Annotated in this window: 16 protein-coding genes and 6 pseudogenes; 15 read left to right on the top strand and 7 right to left on the bottom strand. The window is 57.7% G+C overall.

What is annotated here, in order from left to right; genetic code table 11:
* The 9 genes and pseudogenes from BBJ66_RS24935 to BBJ66_RS35480 form a co-directional block, all read left to right on the top strand.
* Positions 1-278: pseudogene (locus BBJ66_RS24935) on the top strand (S-(hydroxymethyl)glutathione dehydrogenase); the annotation flags it as partial.
* A 3-nt stretch (positions 279-281) separates the two neighbouring features.
* Entirely contained in the window at positions 282-1,118 is an 837-nt protein-coding gene (fghA, locus tag BBJ66_RS24930; RefSeq protein ID WP_071090627.1) for an S-formylglutathione hydrolase, read from the top strand.
* Positions 1,119-1,173: 55 nt separating this feature from the next.
* Entirely contained in the window at positions 1,174-1,743 is a 570-nt protein-coding gene (gene gfa, locus BBJ66_RS24925) for an S-(hydroxymethyl)glutathione synthase (protein WP_049730903.1), read from the top strand.
* A 451-nt stretch (positions 1,744-2,194) separates the two neighbouring features.
* Complete coding sequence (locus tag BBJ66_RS24920; protein WP_049730904.1) at positions 2,195-2,431, top strand: BrnA antitoxin family protein; 237 nt, start codon at positions 2,195-2,197, stop codon at positions 2,429-2,431.
* Positions 2,432-2,512: 81 nt separating this feature from the next.
* Positions 2,513-2,590, top strand: a pseudogene (locus BBJ66_RS35485) (ATP-binding protein); the annotation flags it as partial.
* Between the two features lie 4 nt (positions 2,591-2,594).
* Positions 2,595-2,714: pseudogene (locus BBJ66_RS34365) on the top strand (ornithine cyclodeaminase family protein); the annotation flags it as partial.
* Between the two features lie 72 nt (positions 2,715-2,786).
* Positions 2,787-3,077, top strand: a pseudogene (locus tag BBJ66_RS24915) (transposase domain-containing protein); the annotation flags it as partial.
* Between the two features lie 767 nt (positions 3,078-3,844).
* Positions 3,845-3,965: pseudogene (locus BBJ66_RS34360) on the top strand (type II toxin-antitoxin system VapB family antitoxin); the annotation flags it as partial.
* Positions 3,962-4,069, top strand: a pseudogene (locus tag BBJ66_RS35480) (type II toxin-antitoxin system VapC family toxin); the annotation flags it as partial. The pseudogenes BBJ66_RS34360 and BBJ66_RS35480, both read left to right, overlap by 4 nt.
* Positions 4,070-4,158: 89 nt before the next feature.
* Here the strand turns inward: BBJ66_RS35480 and BBJ66_RS24905 are convergent.
* Genes BBJ66_RS24905 through BBJ66_RS24875 form a run of 7 tightly spaced genes read right to left on the bottom strand, consistent with a single transcriptional unit; the run spans position 4,159 to position 10,875 of the window.
* Positions 4,159-4,782: a hypothetical protein gene (locus tag BBJ66_RS24905; protein ID WP_049732297.1), complete on the bottom strand. Its 624-nt coding sequence runs from the start codon at positions 4,780-4,782 to the stop codon at positions 4,159-4,161.
* On the bottom strand, positions 4,775-5,467 hold the full coding sequence (locus BBJ66_RS24900; RefSeq protein ID WP_128146141.1) for a hypothetical protein: 693 nt from the start codon (positions 5,465-5,467) through the stop codon (positions 4,775-4,777). Before BBJ66_RS24900 ends, BBJ66_RS24905 begins: the two co-directional genes overlap by 8 nt.
* 33 nt (positions 5,468-5,500) lie before the next feature.
* Positions 5,501-6,475, bottom strand: a complete 975-nt coding sequence (locus tag BBJ66_RS24895) for a carbohydrate kinase family protein (RefSeq protein ID WP_049732299.1) — start codon at positions 6,473-6,475, stop codon at positions 5,501-5,503.
* Positions 6,475-7,518, bottom strand: a complete 1,044-nt coding sequence (locus BBJ66_RS24890) for an ABC transporter ATP-binding protein (RefSeq protein WP_049732300.1) — start codon at positions 7,516-7,518, stop codon at positions 6,475-6,477. Before BBJ66_RS24890 ends, BBJ66_RS24895 begins: the two co-directional genes overlap by 1 nt.
* Before the next feature lie 4 nt (positions 7,519-7,522).
* Entirely contained in the window at positions 7,523-8,365 is an 843-nt protein-coding gene (locus tag BBJ66_RS24885) for a carbohydrate ABC transporter permease (RefSeq protein ID WP_049732301.1), read from the bottom strand.
* A 1-nt stretch (position 8,366) separates the two neighbouring features.
* Positions 8,367-9,314 carry a carbohydrate ABC transporter permease gene (locus BBJ66_RS24880; protein ID WP_049732302.1) on the bottom strand — a complete coding sequence of 316 codons (948 nt, stop codon included), beginning with the start codon at positions 9,312-9,314 and terminating at the stop codon, positions 8,367-8,369.
* Positions 9,315-9,318: 4 nt separating this feature from the next.
* Positions 9,319-10,875 (bottom strand): ABC transporter substrate-binding protein, encoded by a 1,557-nt coding sequence (locus tag BBJ66_RS24875; protein ID WP_071090618.1) that lies wholly within the window; start codon positions 10,873-10,875, stop codon positions 9,319-9,321.
* 399 nt (positions 10,876-11,274) lie between these two features.
* On the opposite strand from BBJ66_RS24875, the gene BBJ66_RS24870 reads away from it, so the two are divergent.
* From BBJ66_RS24870 to BBJ66_RS24845, 6 genes are all read left to right on the top strand, one after another.
* Positions 11,275-12,270, top strand: coding sequence for a sugar-binding transcriptional regulator (locus tag BBJ66_RS24870; protein WP_049732304.1), 996 nt, complete (start codon positions 11,275-11,277; stop codon positions 12,268-12,270).
* A gap of 293 nt (positions 12,271-12,563) precedes the next feature.
* Entirely contained in the window at positions 12,564-13,889 is a 1,326-nt protein-coding gene (locus BBJ66_RS24865) for an NAD(P)H-dependent oxidoreductase (RefSeq protein WP_049732305.1), read from the top strand.
* On the top strand, positions 13,890-14,921 hold the full coding sequence (locus BBJ66_RS24860) for a thiamine pyrophosphate-dependent dehydrogenase E1 component subunit alpha (RefSeq protein WP_049732306.1): 1,032 nt from the start codon (positions 13,890-13,892) through the stop codon (positions 14,919-14,921). It abuts the gene before it with no gap.
* Positions 14,922-15,920 (top strand): alpha-ketoacid dehydrogenase subunit beta, encoded by a 999-nt coding sequence (locus tag BBJ66_RS24855; RefSeq protein ID WP_071090615.1) that lies wholly within the window; start codon positions 14,922-14,924, stop codon positions 15,918-15,920.
* Between the two features lies 1 nt (position 15,921).
* Entirely contained in the window at positions 15,922-17,208 is a 1,287-nt protein-coding gene (locus BBJ66_RS24850) for a pyruvate dehydrogenase complex dihydrolipoamide acetyltransferase (protein WP_071090613.1), read from the top strand.
* Between the two features lie 79 nt (positions 17,209-17,287).
* The coding region (locus BBJ66_RS24845; protein WP_116429667.1) for an FAD-dependent oxidoreductase at positions 17,288-17,902 on the top strand (615 nt) is incomplete at its 3' end.

The raw sequence follows: 17,902 nt of genomic DNA, 5'->3' as shown, positions 1-17,902 counted from the left end.
ATCGCGGCTGGGGCAAATCGATCATCATCGGCGTTGCCGGCGCCGGTCAGGAGATCTCCACCCGTCCGTTCCAACTGGTCACCGGCCGCAACTGGATGGGCACCGCCTTCGGCGGCGCGCGCGGCCGCACCGACGTGCCGAAGATCGTCGACTGGTACATGCAGGGCAAGATCCAGATCGACCCGATGATCACCCACACCATGCCGCTCGACGACATCAACAAGGGCTTCGACATGATGCACAAGGGTGAAAGCATCCGCGGCGTGGTGGTCTACTGAGCCATGAAAACCATCTCGACCGACAAGTCTTACGGCGGCACTCAAGGCGTCTACGTCAGCCGCTCCGAGGCCTGCGACTGCGACATGACCTTTGCGGTATACGTGCCGCCGCAGGCGGCCGAGGGCAATTGCCCGGTGCTGTGGTATCTGTCCGGCCTGACCTGCACCCATGCCAATGTCATGGACAAGGGCGAGTATCGGCGGCTAGCCGCCGAACTCGGACTGATCGTCGTCTGCCCGGATACCAGCCCTCGCGGCGATCACGTTCCGGATGAATCCGACAATTGGCAGTTCGGCAAGGGCGCCGGCTTTTATGTCGACGCCACCGAGCCGCCGTTTTCGGCGAATTATCGCATGTACAGCTACATCGCTGACGAGCTGCCGCGCCTCCTTGCCGCGGAGTTCCCCGCCGACATGGAGCGCCAGGGGATCTTCGGCCACTCGATGGGCGGACACGGCGCGATCACCATCGCGCTCAAGAACCCGGACCGCTTCCGGAGCTGCTCGGCCTTTGCGCCGATCAGCCATCCCTCGGTCTCCGGCTGGTCGAAACCGGCATTGCGGAAATACCTCGGAGCCGACGAAAAGACCTGGCGGGCCTATGATGCCTGCGCGCTGATCGAAGACGGGCAGCGTTTCCCGGAGCTGTTCGTCGACCAGGGCACGGCGGATAGCTTCCTGGAGGACGGCTTGCGTCCCGACGAGCTTCGGCAAGCCTGCGAAACGGCGGGCATTCCGATCAGGCTGCGCATGCAGGAAGGCTACGGCCACTCCTACTTTTTCATTTCGACCTTCATGGAGGACCATCTGCGCTGGCATGCGCAGAGGCTGGGAAATTGATTGCAGGGCTCGGCCGGGCATAACGCAAACGGCCAAGGAGGGAAGGAGAACATCAATGAGCATAGCCATTCATCCGGCAGTGGATTCCGGCTTTCGAGCGACTGACGCCGCCTTTTCAGGCGGGACGCTGGTGTGCAAATGCACGAGCAACCCCGTGAAGGTCAGGATCAAGGGCGATATCGCCCACAATCACGCCTGCGGCTGCACCAAGTGCTGGAAGCCGGAGGGGGCTGCCTTTTCGGTCGTGGCGGTCGCTCCGACCGAGAGCGTCGAAGTCCTCGAGAACGGCAACAAGCTCGCCGTCGTCGATGCCGGGGCTTTGATCCAGCGCCACGCCTGCAAGGAATGCGGCGTGCATATGTACGGCCCGGTCGAGCGTGAACATGCGTTCCAGGGGTTGTCGTTCATCCATCCGGAGCGCTTCCAGGAAAGCGGCTGGGCGAAGCCCGGCTTTGCGGCCTTCGTCTCGTCGATCATCGAAAGCGGCTTCGATCCTGGCAAGATGGATGCCGTCAGAGCGCAGCTGAAGGCATCGGGCCTCGAGCCGTACGATTGCCTCAACCCCGGCTTGATGGACGCTATCGCCACCTGGACCGCCAAGAAGAGCGGCGTCCTCGCTGCTTGACGAGATCGACAAAGGCGCCTCGCCCACTATGGCGAGGCGCTCTTTGCCTTGCACCACGATACCGGTCGGCTTGACCTCCAGCCGTGGCTGCGATCTGTTTGGGCTGGAAGTCTCGTCCGTGTTCAAGAAACCAGCATCGGCACTATCACGACTGTTTTTCGGTCTGCTGAAGCGTAGAACATTCACAACATGATAATCGGCTACACATCGTGCGGCTCCGGAACGAGGCCCAGCTTTCCAATGCCTAACCAAGTCGTCTGGATTTCGTTTCCTCTAATGGTCAAGTGAGATTTGTGGTCGATACAACGCACTGCTGCAGGAGCGGTCGCTTTCTAAAACAGGGGTCGTTGCCATGACCGGAGCAGGTCAACGACCCGGAAGCGTCCCGGCGGACGATCAACCCTTTGAAATACTGCCTGACCGCGGAATAAGCGAACGATAGGAGAGAATCGTGACCAAAACCCCACGCCGCCCAGCCAATGCGCTTGATGCCGCGGAAGCCTTGTTCAAACCCGCCAAAAAGGTCGCCGCCGCACCCCCCGTCGCGCGGCCGGCGCTGCCGAACGTCAAGGAGCAGGTCATTCTGAAGCTCGACAGCGACGTGCTCGTCCATTTTCAGGAGGATGGCCCGGGCTGGCAGGACCGCATCAATGACGTGCTGCGCGCCGCCATGAGGAACGATCGCTGAGCGGTCATACGGCCGCTGCTTCTCTGCGTTATCGTCGATTGGTTCAGTCGTCGGGTGCTGTCGTGGCGGCTGTCGATCACGATGACGACCGCGCTTCTGGACCGTCTCACCCACCACTGCGAGATCGTCGAAACCGGAAACGAATCTTGGCGCTTTAAGCCGCTCAGCCGACGACATTACCTTGTTCGACGGAACAGGCGTTGGACTGCAGGATCTTGCAGTGGCCTCGGCTGTCGTCGACCTGGCCGTGTCGAAAGGTGTGGCGATCGAAGTCGACTTCTGATCCTTGTGGATGCGATTTTGTCTATCGTGACGGCGCGTTCCCATCCGCGGGGCTCGAATTCGGGACGTGGTGGACGGGCTCTGCGTCTTCCTGAGCGACAGCCGCGTCGAGATCGACAACAACAGCGTCGAACGAACCATCAGACCGATAGCGCTCAACCGGAAGAATGCTCTCTTCGCCGGACATGATGCAGGAGCGGAGAATTGGGCGACCATCGCATCGCTCATCGAAACCTGTAAACTTAATTCTATCGATCCGATGGCCTACCTGCGTGCCACGCTAACCGCCATCGTCAACGGACACAGGCAGGCCCGGATCAATGAGCTTTTGCCGTGGAACTATTCCGAGCAAACACACGGCTAAAGTCGGCTGTCGGCTCGAAGCGGACGACGTTATGTCGCACCTCTGTCAGGTTTGGATGTAGACCTCACGAGTTCTCGTAGCCAGGTCACAGATTTCGTAGGAAATGCTCCTTGGCCCCACAGTTTCGCATAGCCTATTGAGCCATGCTTATCGAGAACCTGGTCGGCGGCCTGAAGAACGGCAGCGCCAAAAGCTGACCTCTCACAGATTTCGTCAAGTATGACCTTGCCATCCTCAATCGGCCTATTTGACCAAAGTTCATCGAACTCTAATATGCGAACTCTGGTGCTTTGCCCGGCATTTTCGAGAACCCACCGATATTCGCCAGGTTCCTCCCAAAAATGCGCTTCGGATATCGCTTCTCCGGACATGGCAAGACACGCTGCCTCGACAAGTTCTTCGAGGGCATGCCCCAAGTAAGAGGCTGTAATGGTCACTGCCGAAGATCCAATCACCAAATCGCATGACGCCCACCCGACTGTGCCCGCAGCAAGTCGGTAATCAATGCGTACGACGGGCACCTGCGGTAAACTTAAATCTGCCATGCAGGTTTAGTATGCCATCGGTTGCAATATCACAAACGCAGTCACAAAGCTCCGCGGCTTTCGGCTCGTGATTGCCGTCTCAGGCATAGGGATGGTCTCCGAAACAGCACGCCATCGGTAGGTCAAGGTGCGAGGTAGGCAACGCTTACCCTGAACTTCGAACTGTTCGAGTATGAATCTGCCGGCCAGAGGGGAAGTCCTTGACGTGCACCAAAGAAACCACTCGTCCGTCAAGCGTTGGAGACGCTTGTTCGCGTAGTGTCTGGAAAACGCCATTGGACTCGGAGGAACCATGCCAGATGCTGAGGCAGCGCCGCGCCGCCGGAGCACAGCAGTTAAGTGATATTAGCAGACAGCTCGATCTGGATTGATCATTTCTGACATGGCGATGCAGAGCCACGCAAAATTATTGAAGACGATCGTCTACTTTGCCATCCGAGCGTGATGCCATTTGTCCTCTGGCGTCGCTTTGCACCAAGCTTCGCATAAGCTTTCGCAAACTCGACGCAACCTTCCGCTGAAAAGGCTGCTGAACTTTAGTTTGGTGGGGTTACGGCCTCAACATTGTCCACGTCGTCTGCGGAGCGGGTGCGAGCGCTAAAATTGCTCGGCATCCACCAATTAGGTTCGTTGCCAAGCAACATCTGGAAAAAGCCCGCCGCGTAGTCCGTGTCCTGGCTCGCATTTTCCCGAAAGGACCACCAGCTACGAAGATTGTCGACCATCTGGCTGACATGGACGTCCATGTGAAACTCCTGATCCATCGTCGCGGCGTAAACGGTCAAGCAAAATGTGGTGGCGACATATCCTTCAGGCCAGAACGCCGCTGCCGATTTCGCGTCAACGCGGGCGGGGGTGCACACCGCCTTAATCGGCATGTCCGCTACGAGTTCGCGCAACACGAGAGAGGGGGCAAACTGAAAAAACTCACGCCGTTCGACCTTCTCCTTCGGCTTTTGACGGTCGATACTATCCAGCCAGCGAACAAATGCGCTCGCCAGCTTGACGTCATCGATGGCAAAGTCGCATGCCAGCGCTTCGCCGCAGAACGCGGCGTGTGCACGAAAGGCTGCTTTGAACCAGTGCAACTGCCTGACGGCTACCCTGAGCGGCTTGTTCGTTCGGGGAAGATTGTGCATTGATTGTGATAAATCAAACATGGGCAGCGCACCATTTAAAGAGCGAGGCCAAAGCCGAGATATCTTTCTTCTGGTATAAATCCTGGATCTTCTCTTGCACGGCGGCCGCAATATCAGTCGCTGCAAAGACCATCGCCTCCCTCTGACCGTCGTCGGCCTCCGCGAGCAGTGAGAGTATCGCGGCAAAAACCACGACGACGGTGATGCGGGAACCCGCGACGGGTGATCGGTCGTCCAACTGATCGATTGTTATCGACCCATCATCCGTAAGGTGCAACGCCAATTGGGCTGCAAGCTCGAACACGTCTTGGGATTGGGCCAGTCGCGCAAAGGCCCGACGGCAGGCACTCTGATTGACCAACCCTCTTTTCACACCAAGATGGCTTAGTACGAGCTTCATCGTCACATAATAACAGACCGAAAACTTATAGTCGGGCCGCGAAGATGCAGCGATCTCGCGCAGATTTTCCGAATTCGTCAGAGAATCGCTCAAAACGGAATGTGTAAAATTGCAGAAAAAATGATCAACGTTGCGGGCAAAAACCTCAATCTCGCCAAGTGCGGAAAGAGCCATCCCCGATGCCGGTGCCGGCAGCCGGCGAGGCGCAGTCTCCTTCACCGCGTCGCGTCCCTTTTGAAGGGTATAGCGCAGTGACCTCAACGCGTCTTTCAGTTGCGTCGTTTGTGGAGCGAATCCCGGCGACATGCCAATCTACCCTCTTACCTAATTGCACCTCTGTTAGGCCATAATATCATATCGCAATTCGCGCCGAGGTGTCGCCTTAATAAATGCACGAGTCGCATCATAGCTGGCCACGCCGGCCTGACTTCCCAAGCCAGTGGCGTTCAATGCGGAGGACGCTTGGCCGAGTTCGACCGCATCTCGAGCGGACAGCCCCTTCACCAAGCCGCTCGCGAAACCGCCATTGAAGCAGTCGCCGCACCCGCACGTGCACTTCACGTCGACCTGGAACGCCGGCGAGCGGAACTCCAAGCCAGAATCGTCATGATAGTAGGCGCCCTCTGCTCCCAAAGTCAGAATGACACACTTCGCCCCTCTGCTGAGAAGGAAATCTGCCAGATCCTTGTTGTGGGCCAATCCAGAAAGGGCCTGCGCCTCCTCTTCAGAGGGGAGAAAGTAATCCGTGTAAGGCAAGAGAGCCGCAACCTTGGGAAGGTCGTCCGGGGTTGATGCGAAGACGTCAAGCGTTGTTATCACACCTCGACGGCGCGCTTCGGCCATGATTTCCGCAGTACGTCCGCAGTCGTCCATCCGATTCATCAGACCGACCCCACCCACATGCAGGATTTTGGTGTCTAGAACTCGATCTATTTCCGAATCTGATACGAAGAAGGCATCGGTCGCACCGCGCTTGTGAAGGGCCGGTCGCTGACCGTTTGGACGTGTCGTCACGATTGAGGAGGAGGTTGTGTAGCCCTCGTAGCGCCGCATCATGGCGGTGTCTACGCTGAAAGACTGGAGCTTCATACGGACCCAGTCACCCATGTCATCATAGCCCACTCCGCCGATCGCTTGCACCTTGAGGCCGTACTTGGCAGCCACAATCGCAGCGGAACCGGCCGCGCCGGATACGGCCAGGGTGAAGTCTTCCACGAAAAGGGTTTGACCCCCTGGAGGGATTTCCGCGACAGGCCGGCAAAGAGCATCGAAAGTGTAAAAGCCGACGCAGCTGAAATCGAAAGTTGCCGGCATCATTGAACTCCGATCCTGTTGCCGTCACTGTCGAAATAGTAGAGCCGGCTGGGATCAAACCCGATGGATACGGCGGAATCAATTTTTGCTCGGAAATCCCGGCCGGTTTTGATTTCAAAGGTCTTCTCTGGGGTACGGACGGACAGGTAGGTGATGTCACCCGTCGGCTCGACGCCGTAAACGGTGCCCTGGAGATTTTCGCCGCCGATCAGGCAATCCTCCGGCCGAAAGCCGAGGGTAACCTGACCGGATAGCTTTGCAGGGCAAGCGACCTTCACGCCAGGAGCCGAGAAAATTCCATTGTGCGCAGAGCCCAACACCAAATTCATCGGCGGCGAGCCGATGAACCCTGCTACAAACGTATTTGCTGGATTTGAATAGATCTCATCGGGGGTGCCGATCTGCTGAATTATGCCTTTATTCATAATGACGATCCGATCGGCCAGCGTCATTGCCTCGATCTGGTCGTGCGTCACGTAAACTGTGGTCACCTTCAGGTCGCGCTGCATGTGCTTGATTTGGACGCGCATGCTGGCACGCAGCTTCGCATCGAGGTTCGAAAGCGGCTCGTCCATCAGAAAGACTTGCGGCTGGCGAACGATAGCGCGCGCGAGCGCGGCGCGCTGTCTCTGGCCACCCGAAAGCGCGCCGGGTTTGCGCTCGAGAAACGGCCCAAGTTCAACCATATCCGCGGCGCGACGAACAAGGCTGTCATGCTTGTCCTTCGGAATGCGTCTCATTCTGAGAGGAAACCGAATGTTCTCGTAAATAGACATGTTCGGGTACAGGGCGTAGCCTTGGAAAACCATCGCGACATCTCGATCGCGGGCATCAACCTCGTTCACAACGTTGCCGCCGATGCTTATCTCGCCCCCGGTAGGATGTTCCAGACCAGCAATCATGCGCATGGTCGTGGTCTTTCCGCAGCCCGACGGCCCCAAGAGGACCAGAAACTCCTCATCGGCGATATCGAGAGTGACATCCTGAACGCCAAAGAAGGCGCCAAAGCTCTTCACGACGTTCTTAAGTTCAATAGAAGCCATGGAATTATCCTTTCACTGCGCCCATCGTTAGGCCGCGCGAGAGATGCTTCTGGATCAGGACAACGAGGATCAAGATCGGAGCGAATGCGAGGAACGAGACGAGTGCGATTGCGTTGTAGATCACCCCATCGGAGCCGCCTGTGAAGTTGGCGAGGGCAACGGACATCGTGTAAGCCTTTGAGGTCGACGCGATGAGAAGGGTGAACAAGAATTCGTTGATTGCGAAGATCGCCGCTATTACCGCAGCGGTGATAATGCCGGGTAGGCAAGCCGGGATCATGATTTCCCAAAGAATGGTCAAGTCCCCGGCGCCATCGGTGCGTGCCGCGTCCTCCAACTCCTTCGGAATATCCAGCATGTAGCTGCGAATGATCCAGGTGACGAGGCTGAGATTGATGGCCGCGTATATGAGCATCAAAGCCCAGACGGAATCCAGCAAACCCATATTTTTGAACAGAAAGAAGATGGGCACCGCAACGATGGCCGGCGCCATCATTCGCGTGGACAGGATGTAGAAACCGATGTCCTCGCGGCCACGGAACTCATAGCGAGCCAACGCGAAGGCTGCGGGAATAGCCAGCAGCAGATCAATGACGACAGAGCCCGCCACTGCAACGACGGAATTTCGCAGATACGAAGCTATAGGCCAATCGCTGACGAGCAGGCGCCAGGCGTCCAAACTCCACGTCGGCCAGTAAATCGGCCTTGGCACGATAATTTCAGTTCTTGGTCTGAACCCTATTGTGAGGAACCAGATGATCGGAACAAGGCAAACAAGGGCCCAGGCGCCAAGTATGATGTAGCGAAGAAGGAAGCTTTCGCCGCCGTTTTTTCGAATACTAGCCATATCATGATTTCCCAGATTTGAATGCGCGCTTGACGACAGTTTGAGCGATGGCGATCGTAAAGATCAGCATCAGCACCGATGCCGCGGATGCGTATCCGAAATTGAACATCCTGAAGCCTTGACGATAGATGAAGAAGCTCATCGTCTCCGTTGCCCCGCCCGGCGTGCCTTGGGTCATGATGTAGACGTTCGTGAACATCGTCGTGATGTCGATGCCGCGCAGCGTTACGGCAACCACGATGATAGGCCTCATCATCGGCAGTGAGATGTTCCAGAAAATGGCGCTCCAACTTGCCCCGTCCAATCGAGCCGCTTCCTCGATTTCCTCGTCCTGCCCTTGAAGGGCTCCGACGAAGATGATGAAAAGAAACGGTGTCCACTGCCACACGTCCGCGACAATCAGGGTCAACCTTGCCAACCAAATAGACGCAAGCCAGTCGACATTATTGGAGACTACTCCAATCGACATGAGGATATCGGAAATCACCCGGCCATCATTGAACGCAAGCTTCCAGATGAACGCCACTGCCGACGGCATGAACAGCATCGGCATGAGGAAGATAATTCGCCAACCGCGGACAAAGGGATCTCGGTAACAGAAGAAGGCCACAGCCATCGCGATCACCGATTGCAGGGCCAATGAGATGCCGCCAATGACGGCAGTGTTCCCTAAAGCAGCCCAGAATTCACGATCCTGGATGATCCGCGTGTAGTTGCCGAGCCCGATCCAAGACCAATTGACGAACTTGACGACAAAGAGGCTTTGATACATCGCGAATAGACCCGGATATAGGGTGATCGCGAGTAGATAGGCTACGGCAGGTCCAACCAAGAGATACGGGAAGACCTTCCTCGCCGTAGCCGAACGGGGACGAGGTCTAGCGGGTAACTTTACGGTGGAGGCGGCGAACGCCGCCTCCGTTTCAAGCCTTTGAGTTGAATGTGTCATGATCTTAGAAAGGCAGTGCCTTACCCTTGCCTACGTAGAGGCCTGGCTCCGCGTCCGAGTAAGCAATCGGGGCGCTTCCACCGGAGAAGCCATTCTTCTCCAGAATGCTCTTCCAGGCTTTTTGCCCGTTCTCAAGGGCTTCCTTGGCTGAAATCTGACCGGTGACCGCCCGGTTAATTTCATTCCCGAGCGCCTGCTCCATTTCGAACATCCCTGGAATACGGGGCGCGCACCACGCATGTTCCAAACTGTCCGCCCACACCGTCATGGGCTGGCTGACGGCGCGGAGACGTTCGTTGGCAAGAACGGACCGGTAGCCTGGAGCAACACCATTCGCATTCGCTTCGTTCATCGCCATGATAGACGAAGTCGTGAGGAATGCGAGCATAAGGAACGCGCCCTCGGGGTTTTGCGATGTGGCTGCAACGCAGGAGGTCGATCCGGCAATATTCGGCGGCGCGAATACGCCACCTGAAATGCGGGGCTCATAGATCGTAACAAAATCATCGACGATCTTCGACTGATCAGGCCGCATGGCCTGGGTGCCGCTGTCCTGCCAGCTGATATTTGCTGCAACCTGGCCGCCAAGCCAGGCGGCTCGGTTTTCACCCCAGCCGGCGCCGGACACGCCTTCGATGGCGTTTTTCTGAAGAGCCATGATGATATCCATGGCCTTCATTCCGGCATCACTCGTGAGCTGCGGATTCCATTGATTGTCGAACAAGGAAAGGCCGGCTTGCGCCGCGATATGTTCCCAGGTGTAAGTCGCCCAGAAACCACGGGCCGCCATCAGGCCAACGCCGGCTACACCGCCGCCGAGTTTATTTGCTTCGGCAGTGATGCGAATGAGTTCGTCGTAGGTTGGCACGGATTGAGCTCGGTCGATGGAGCCGCCGAGAATTTTCTCCATGATCGACTTGCGCAGATGCACCATTTGGACGTCGCAGTCGAACGGAATACCAACCAGTTTGCCGCCGACATAGCCGTAGTTCAGCCGATAAGTATCGTAAAAGTCGTCGAGCGGCAGTTTCCACTTCTCGGCATATTCGCCGAGGTCGGCCAGGAAGCCTGGGCCGGCGAAATCACCGAGCCAGGGCGAGAAGAACTGCAGCGCGTCGAAGGATGCGTTTCCGGAAATGAATTCTGAAACCGCCTTGTCGTAAAAGCTGTCGTCAGGGATCGGGACAAGTTCCACCTTGATGCCGGACAGCTGTTCAAAGGGCTTGAGCCCCTCGGCAGCTGACTCCTGGTCGGCGGCGCCTACGGCAAATCTGACCGTTTTTCCGCTCTGCTCCGAGCGAACCTTTTCCCAATCGACCGTACGGATCCAGTCTTTCGCCGGATCCCACAGCGGATCGTTCGACATTTTGTAGAGCTTCTGGTAGTCCTCGCGGACATAGTCTTTGACCGAAATCTTGTCCAAAACCGCCTGCACATCCGGCAGACCGGATTGCGCAAACGCGGGCAGCTTGAGGGCCGAGGCCGCGCCCGCGGCGAGCCCAAAAGCTGCGGTATGCCTGAGGAATCCACGGCGCGATACGCCGGAACTTAAGACTGTCATGATGTTATTCCTCCCAATCTGAATAAATCAGCTGAATGCCAATGGAGGCAAGACCGTTTCGGCGCGGCCTCCACTCCGCTCCATCATAGCACTTATCCGCTCGATGGCGCGAACATTTGCTATCGAGAAACACAATGTGTTCATAAGCGACGGCTGTCAACCCATTTTTTCTACCGGCCTTCAGTATGATTATCGAACATTATGCATCAATCACGCAACTTTGTGCAGTGCAGCGCTGCGGCATGCCACTGCTTCTTGCCGACCTATCCACTGAGAGATAAATCTTGTACACGACACAAAATTCAGAATGCGATGACGGGGCGCTGACTTCGCGGGAAGAGGGCTGAATCCCGCGCCATATCATCCGCGCCGACTGAGACACATCCGAAAGGAAGCTAGATGCAGACCACGCCGACAGTTGTCATGGTCCAGAGTGATTCTGAAAGGCTTCGGGCGCGAGTGGCGTGGCTCTACCACATAGAGAATTACACGCAGCAAGACATCGCCGCCCAGCTTGGCATCAATCGCGTAATGGTCGTTCGACTTCTTGCGGAAGCGCGTCGCCGTAACGAAGTGCGCGTTACCATATCCTCGCCGCTTTCCGATATGATCGCTCTTGAAAGAGAACTGGAGACGACGTTTGGGATCAAACAGGTCATTGTTGCGCCCTTCGCTGATACGGAAGGCGATCCAACCAAGGTGATTGCGGCAGCTGCGGGAACGCTGATTACCGGATTGATGCATTCCGGCATGATCGTTGGCGTGGGTTGGGGGCGCACCCTTTATAATACATTGCCGTTTATTGCCGGCGCCGCCCTCGACGACTTTCGCGTCGTCTCGCTCCTCGGAGGCATTTCGGCTGCTCGTCGCTTCAATCCTGCGGAGTTTGCCTGGCAGTTCGCGGAGCTTTTTAAGGGTGAAGGCTTTCTTGTCACAGCACCGGCCGTGGTGGATAGCCCCGAGACGAAGCATGCACTGCTGGAAAGATGCGGCCTAGCCGCGATTTTCGAAATGGCAGACAAGCTCGACGTCGCACTTCTCTCGGTCGGAGGCATCTCCACACTGACGACGAGCTACCGCACCGGCTATCTGAGCGAGGCGGACCGCCGCTCTTTGATAGACGCCGGCGCCGTCGGAGATGTGCTTTATAACTTCATCGACAAGGACGGCAACGTTATCGACCATGAGGTTAATGCTCGGGTTATATCGGTGAACCTCGAGCGATTGCGGCGCACGCCGGAGCGCATTTTGATCTCCGGGGGACCAGAAAAGCTGGCCGCACTCCGGGCATCCCTTATGACAATCAAGCCAACGACCTTCGTAACGGATGAGCAGACGGCGGGCGCTCTGCTAACCTTGATGGCAACCGATCCCGCCGAGCGCGAACGACCCTAGAGCCTTTCGCGCATCGGGTCCCGCGCACTGCTCCGCAGATCCGCACGCTGTTAAACCGCAGTGCAAAAAATCGTTTCAATAAAAATCGTTGACCGCAGCGGCGCCATGCTCCTCGGCCGTCGGCACCTGCGCACGCGCAGGCTCGTCTCAATGTTCATATTTGCAACAAAAGTTCTTCAGCACCCGCCAATCGGCGTGAATTGGTTCGAAATCCCGAACTGCAAGAACATATTTGTTGACGATATAACAAATGTACAGTACCAATTGCCTCGAATGAATTCGGGAGGATTGGAATGCCCATTAACGTTGCGCCAACCGGGCTTGCACGCGATCTCGTGCGTCGAGAGACCGAGGGAAAACCTATTCGCATTGGGTTGATTGGGAGCGGGGAGATGGGCACTGACATCGTAACCCGCGTTGCCCACATGCCCGGTATCGAGATCGGGGCAATCTGCGATCTCAACGTCGTCCGCGCTCGCGAGGCCGTTGATATCGCTTACCGGACCGACGGACATCATCGCGAAGCCGCGACCGCTGACCAACTCAACGATGTGATCGAAGCCGGTAAGATCGCCATCACCGCCGACGCCACCAATATCCTCAACAGCGGATTGATCGACGTTGTCGTCGATGCCACGGGTGTCCCGGCTGTCGGTGCGGAAATCGGCCTTTCGGCCATGGAGCACGGCAAGCACCTCGTGATGATGAACGTCGAAGCGGACGTCACGATCGGCGCCTATCTCAAAAGCGAGGCCGAGCGACTTGGCGTTACTTACTCACTCGGCGCCGGAGATGAACCGTCGTCTTGCATCGAGCTGATCGAGTTTGTTTCGGCGATGGGCCATCCGATCGTTGCCGCAGGCAAGGGCAAAAACAACCCCTTGAACATCGACGCGGTCCCGGACCAATACGCCGAAGAAGCGGCGCGTCGCAACATGAACGTTCGCATGCTTGTCGAGTTCGTGGACGGCTCGAAAACCATGGTGGAAATGGCCGCCATCGCAAACGCGACAGGACTTGTGCCGGATAAACCTGGCATGCACGGTCCGGCGGCCACGCTTGACGAATTGTCGAAGGTCCTCGTGCCCGAAAAAGACGGCGGCGTGCTCTCAAAGATCGGCGTCGTCGATTATTCAATTGGCAAGGGTGTAGCCCCTGGCGTCTTCGTCGTTGCGGACATGTCGCATCCGCGGATCTCGGAGCGCATGGAAGATCTCAAGATGGGGAAGGGGCCGTATTTCACCTTCCACCGGCCCTATCACCTTACGTCACTGGAAGTGCCGCTCACCTGTGCCCGTGTCGTTCTTTATGGGAAGCCGGACATGGTCCCTCTTTCCACCCCTGTCGCCGAGGTGTGTGCAGTGGCCAAGAAGGATCTTCAGCCCGGCGAAAAGCTCGATGCAATCGGCGAGTACTGCTATCGCGCATGGATCATGACCGCGCCTGAAGCGCGAAGCGCCGCCGCTATTCCTTGCGGAATGTTGCAAGGGGGCAAGGTTACCGCGCCGATCAAGAAGGGCGAGTTGATTACCTACAGCAACGCATCTGTCGCGGAAGGCTCTCGTCTTGCAGCCTTGCGCGCCAAGCAAGACGCGCTTGTTTACGGCAGGGAGGCATAAATGGCGAATTCAGCAAGAGTGATGAAGAGTGCCGATCCCAGCAATCTGCCCTTCATCTACCGACAATATCCTCGCGAGCAGTTGCTGGACGCTCTTCGGAAGATGCACCTCATCCGCCAGTTCGAAGAGGGCGCTGAGGAGAGTTACACACGTGGCCTCATCCACGGGACGATGCATCTGTCAATCGGCCAGGAAGCAAGCGCCATGGGCGTTTGCCTCCCGCTGACGCAACAGGATCAGATAACCTCGACCCATCGAGGCCACGGCCACTGCATCGCCAAGGGCGCGGATGTCAAGCGCATGTTCGCGGAGTTTTTCGGCAAGACGACCGGTTATTGCGCCGGCCGCGGCGGCTCCATGCATATTGCGGACGTTACGACCGGCAATCTCGGCGCGAACGGAATTGTCGGAGGCGGTTTGCCCATCGCCGTTGGTGCGGCGCTGACATCCAAGCGGCTAAAAACCGGAAAGGTGGTCATCTGCTTCTTTGGCGACGGTGCAAACAACGAAGGTGCCTTCCACGAAGCCTTGAACATGGCTGCCGTTTGGAAGCTGCCGGTCATTTTCGTTTGTGAAAACAACGGCTACGGCATGTCGACCTCGACCGCGCGCTCCACGGCGGTTGCCAATATCGCCGACCGCGCCGCCGCTTACAGCATGCCGGGCGTCATCGTCGACGGGAACGTGCTCTCCGAGGTGGCCGAAGCCACGCACAATGCCGTTGAACGCGCCAAGCGCGGCGAGGGGCCATCACTCATCGAATGCAAAACCTATCGGTACCGCGGTCACTCCAAGAGCGATCGAAACCGTTACCGCACGAAAGACGAAATCGACGACTGGATGAGCAACCGCGATCCTATCGTCCGGTTCGAAACACAACTGCGCGAATTCGGCGTCGCAAATGACGCGGAGCTGGAGGCAATCCGCCAATCGGTTCGCGATGAGATCGCAGCAGGTATTGAATTTGCAAAGGCAAGTCCGGCCCCTGACGTCTCTGAGTTGGCTGAGAATGTTTATACGGAGCAGGCATAAATGGACACCGGTGTTCGAGAACTCAGCTACTCCCAGGCGATCCAAGAAGCGATGGCCATCGCGATGGAGGCGGACGAGCGCGTCGTTTTGATGGGCGAGGACATCGGCGTCTACGGTGGCGCCTTTCAAGTGACCGGCGACCTCATCGACAGGTTCGGCCCGGATCGCGTCATGGACACTCCGATTTCTGAACTTGGCGGCGCAGGCGTGGCGGTCGGTGCGGCGATGACGGGACTGAGGCCGATATTCGAGTTTCAGTTCTCGGATTTCGCGGCCCTTGCGATGGAGCAAATCGTCAACCAGGCCGCAAAAATGCGCTACATGCTCGGCGGCGAAGTGTCAGTGCCGGTTGTTATGCGGTTTCCAGCCGGCTCTGGGACCGGGGCTGCCGCCCAGCATAGCCAGAGCCTCGAGGCTTGGTTGGGACATGTGCCAGGTTTGAAGGTCGTCCAGCCCGCCACTCCACACGATGTTAAGGGCATGCTGCTTGCCGCTGTCGCCGACCCCGATCCGGTGATGATCTTTGAACACAAGCTCCTGTATAAAATGAAGGGACCGGTTCCCGAAGGTCACTACACGGTTCCTCTCGATAAGGCAGAGGTCCGTCGACAGGGTAAAGATCTCAGCATCGTTGCGACGTCGATCATGGTTCATAAAGCCCTCGACGCGGCCGAACAACTGGCTGCCGAAGGAATTGACATCGAAGTGATCGACCTCCGTTCGGTGCGGCCGATCGATCGGGCGACCGTGATCGCAAGCGTGAAAAAGACGACGAAGCTCCTTTGCGTGTATGAAGGCGTTAAGACACTTGGGGTCGGCGCAGAAATAAGTGCCATGATCGCCGAAAGCGATGCGTTCGACTATCTGGATGCACCGATTGTCCGTCTAGGGGGCTCCGAAACGCCGATCCCGTATAATCCCGAGCTTGAGAAGGCTGCCGTTCCACAAGTCCCAGACATTTTGAGTGCAGCCCGGGATCTTGTGAGGGGAGCGAGATAGCATGGCAACAGAGATCATTCTCCCGAAGGTCGACATGGATATGGCGACCGGCAAAATCTCGAAGTGGTTTTTCAACGAAGGTGACCGCGTTGGGAAGGGCGACGTTCTGTTCGAGATCGAGACCGACAAGGCAGCGATGGAGATAGATTCCCCCGTTGCGGGCATTCTTCGAAACATCACCGGCAAAGAAGGCGTCGATATCGCCGTAGGGTCGGCAGTCGCCTGGCTTTACGAGGAAGGTGAGGAATATCAGGCCGCGACTAAGCTGTCTGCTCCGGCCAACCCCGTGGAGGTCGCGGCTTCCGGCATGACCACGGTCGATCTGATCCACGCACCAAGCCATATTGGATCGCCGGATGCCGGAAGTGCAATTAGGGCTACGCCGCTGGCAAGACGCCTCGCGCGGGAAAGCGGCATCGATCTGGGATCCGTGGCGGGAACCGGCCCCCATGGAAGGATTATCAGTGCTGACGTTTCGAAGGCTCGCGTCGCCGAAGCGGCTGTTGCGCTGCCGGCGCCGGCTGGAATGCAGAATGTGGGGCAAGAAGCTGCGTCTGTTGGTTCCCTGAAACAGTTCGCCGAAGGCACGTTCGATTTGCAACCTCATACGCCTATGAGGAGGACGATCGCTCGGCGGTTGCTGGAAGCAAAGACCACTATTCCGCATTTCTACCTGACGGTTGATTGCCGCATCGACGCCCTCCTCAAGTTGCGAGCGGAGCTGAACGCGTCTGCGCCAATGGAAGATGGGGCGCCTAAATATAAGTTGTCGGTCAATGACATGGTCATTAAGGCCTACGCGCTGGCCCTTGGATCAACGCCCGACGCCAACGTGTCTTGGACGGAAGAGAGCCTCTTGCGCCATCATTCTGTTGACGTAGGAGTTGCCGTTTCCGTGGCCGGCGGGCTGATCACGCCGATCATTCGGCATGCGGAATCCAAAACGCTCTCGAGCATCTCCAACGAGATGAAGGACCTCGCTGCACGCGCGAAGTCAGGCAAATTGAAGCCGGCTGAGTACCAGGGCGGCACCGGAGCGATTTCAAACCTCGGCATGTTCGGGGTGAGAGAATTCGCGGCGATTATCAACCCTCCCCATTCGACCATCCTGGCCGTTGGTGCCGGGGAGAAAAGGCCCGTCGTCAACGCACAAGGCGAGCTGTCGGCGGCAACGGTCATGACCGTGACGCTGTCAACCGATCATCGTGCGGTCGATGGCGCCCTTGGCGCGGAGCTTGTCGGAAAGTTCCGAACGCTCATCGAAAACCCGATGAGTATGCTGATCTAGTTTCCTCCCAGACCTCGGGGGATCTTGCCGCGACGCGAACCAGTCGCGACGGATCCCCCAATTTTTTCAAGGAAAACGGATGTCCTACGACGTCATCATCATCGGCTCGGGCCCGGGCGGCTATGTCGCCGCCATCCGCGCCGCTCAGCTCGGCCTCAAGACCGCGATCGTCGAGCGCGAGCATATGGGCGGCATCTGCCTGAACTGGGGCTGCATCCCCACAAAGGCGCTGCTGCGCTCGGCCGAGGTTCTCGATCACGCCAATCATTTCAAGGATTTCGGTCTCGTTCTCGAAGGTTCGGTCAAGCCGGATGCCAAGGCCGTTGTCGGCCGCTCGCGCGCCGTCTCCGCCCGTCTCAACGCCGGCGTCGGCTTTCTGATGAAGAAGAACAAGATCGACATCATCTGGGGTGAGGCGAAGCTTTCAAAGCCCGGCGAGATCGTCGTCGGCAAGTCGTCGAAGCCTGTGGTCGAGCCGCAGCATCCGCTGCCGAAGAACGTCAAGGGCGAGGGCAACTATAGTGCCAAGCACATCATCATTGCCACCGGCGCCCGCCCGCGCGCGCTGCCGGGCATCGAGCCCGACGGCAAGCTGATCTGGACCTATTTCGAGGCGCTGAAGCCGGATGCGCTGCCGAAGTCGCTGATCGTCATGGGCTCGGGCGCGATCGGCATCGAATTCGCCAGCTTCTAC

The organism is Rhizobium sp. RSm-3, assembly GCF_001854685.1.
Lineage (GTDB): Bacteria > Pseudomonadota > Alphaproteobacteria > Rhizobiales > Rhizobiaceae > Rhizobium > Rhizobium ecuadorense.
This window is presented reverse-complemented; position numbering and strand designations above follow the sequence as displayed.

What these genes read in the sequence shown, in the direction of transcription:
- fghA (WP_071090627.1), top strand. Translation starts at nt 282, where the DNA reads ATGAAAACCATCTCGACCGACAAGTCTTACGGCGGCACTCAAGGCGTC.
- gfa (WP_049730903.1), top strand. Translation starts at nt 1,174, where the DNA reads ATGAGCATAGCCATTCATCCGGCAGTGGATTCCGGCTTTCGAGCGACT.
- BBJ66_RS24905 (WP_049732297.1), bottom strand. Translation starts at nt 4,782, where the DNA reads ATGTTTGATTTATCACAATCAATGCACAATCTTCCCCGAACGAACAAG.
- BBJ66_RS24900 (WP_128146141.1), bottom strand. Translation starts at nt 5,467, where the DNA reads ATGTCGCCGGGATTCGCTCCACAAACGACGCAACTGAAAGACGCGTTG.
- BBJ66_RS24895 (WP_049732299.1), bottom strand. Translation starts at nt 6,475, where the DNA reads ATGCCGGCAACTTTCGATTTCAGCTGCGTCGGCTTTTACACTTTCGAT.
- BBJ66_RS24890 (WP_049732300.1), bottom strand. Translation starts at nt 7,518, where the DNA reads ATGGCTTCTATTGAACTTAAGAACGTCGTGAAGAGCTTTGGCGCCTTC.
- BBJ66_RS24885 (WP_049732301.1), bottom strand. Translation starts at nt 8,365, where the DNA reads ATGGCTAGTATTCGAAAAAACGGCGGCGAAAGCTTCCTTCTTCGCTAC.
- BBJ66_RS24880 (WP_049732302.1), bottom strand. Translation starts at nt 9,314, where the DNA reads ATGACACATTCAACTCAAAGGCTTGAAACGGAGGCGGCGTTCGCCGCC.
- BBJ66_RS24875 (WP_071090618.1), bottom strand. Translation starts at nt 10,875, where the DNA reads ATGACAGTCTTAAGTTCCGGCGTATCGCGCCGTGGATTCCTCAGGCAT.
- BBJ66_RS24870 (WP_049732304.1), top strand. Translation starts at nt 11,275, where the DNA reads ATGCAGACCACGCCGACAGTTGTCATGGTCCAGAGTGATTCTGAAAGG.
- BBJ66_RS24865 (WP_049732305.1), top strand. Translation starts at nt 12,564, where the DNA reads ATGCCCATTAACGTTGCGCCAACCGGGCTTGCACGCGATCTCGTGCGT.
- BBJ66_RS24860 (WP_049732306.1), top strand. Translation starts at nt 13,890, where the DNA reads ATGGCGAATTCAGCAAGAGTGATGAAGAGTGCCGATCCCAGCAATCTG.
- BBJ66_RS24855 (WP_071090615.1), top strand. Translation starts at nt 14,922, where the DNA reads ATGGACACCGGTGTTCGAGAACTCAGCTACTCCCAGGCGATCCAAGAA.
- BBJ66_RS24850 (WP_071090613.1), top strand. Translation starts at nt 15,922, where the DNA reads ATGGCAACAGAGATCATTCTCCCGAAGGTCGACATGGATATGGCGACC.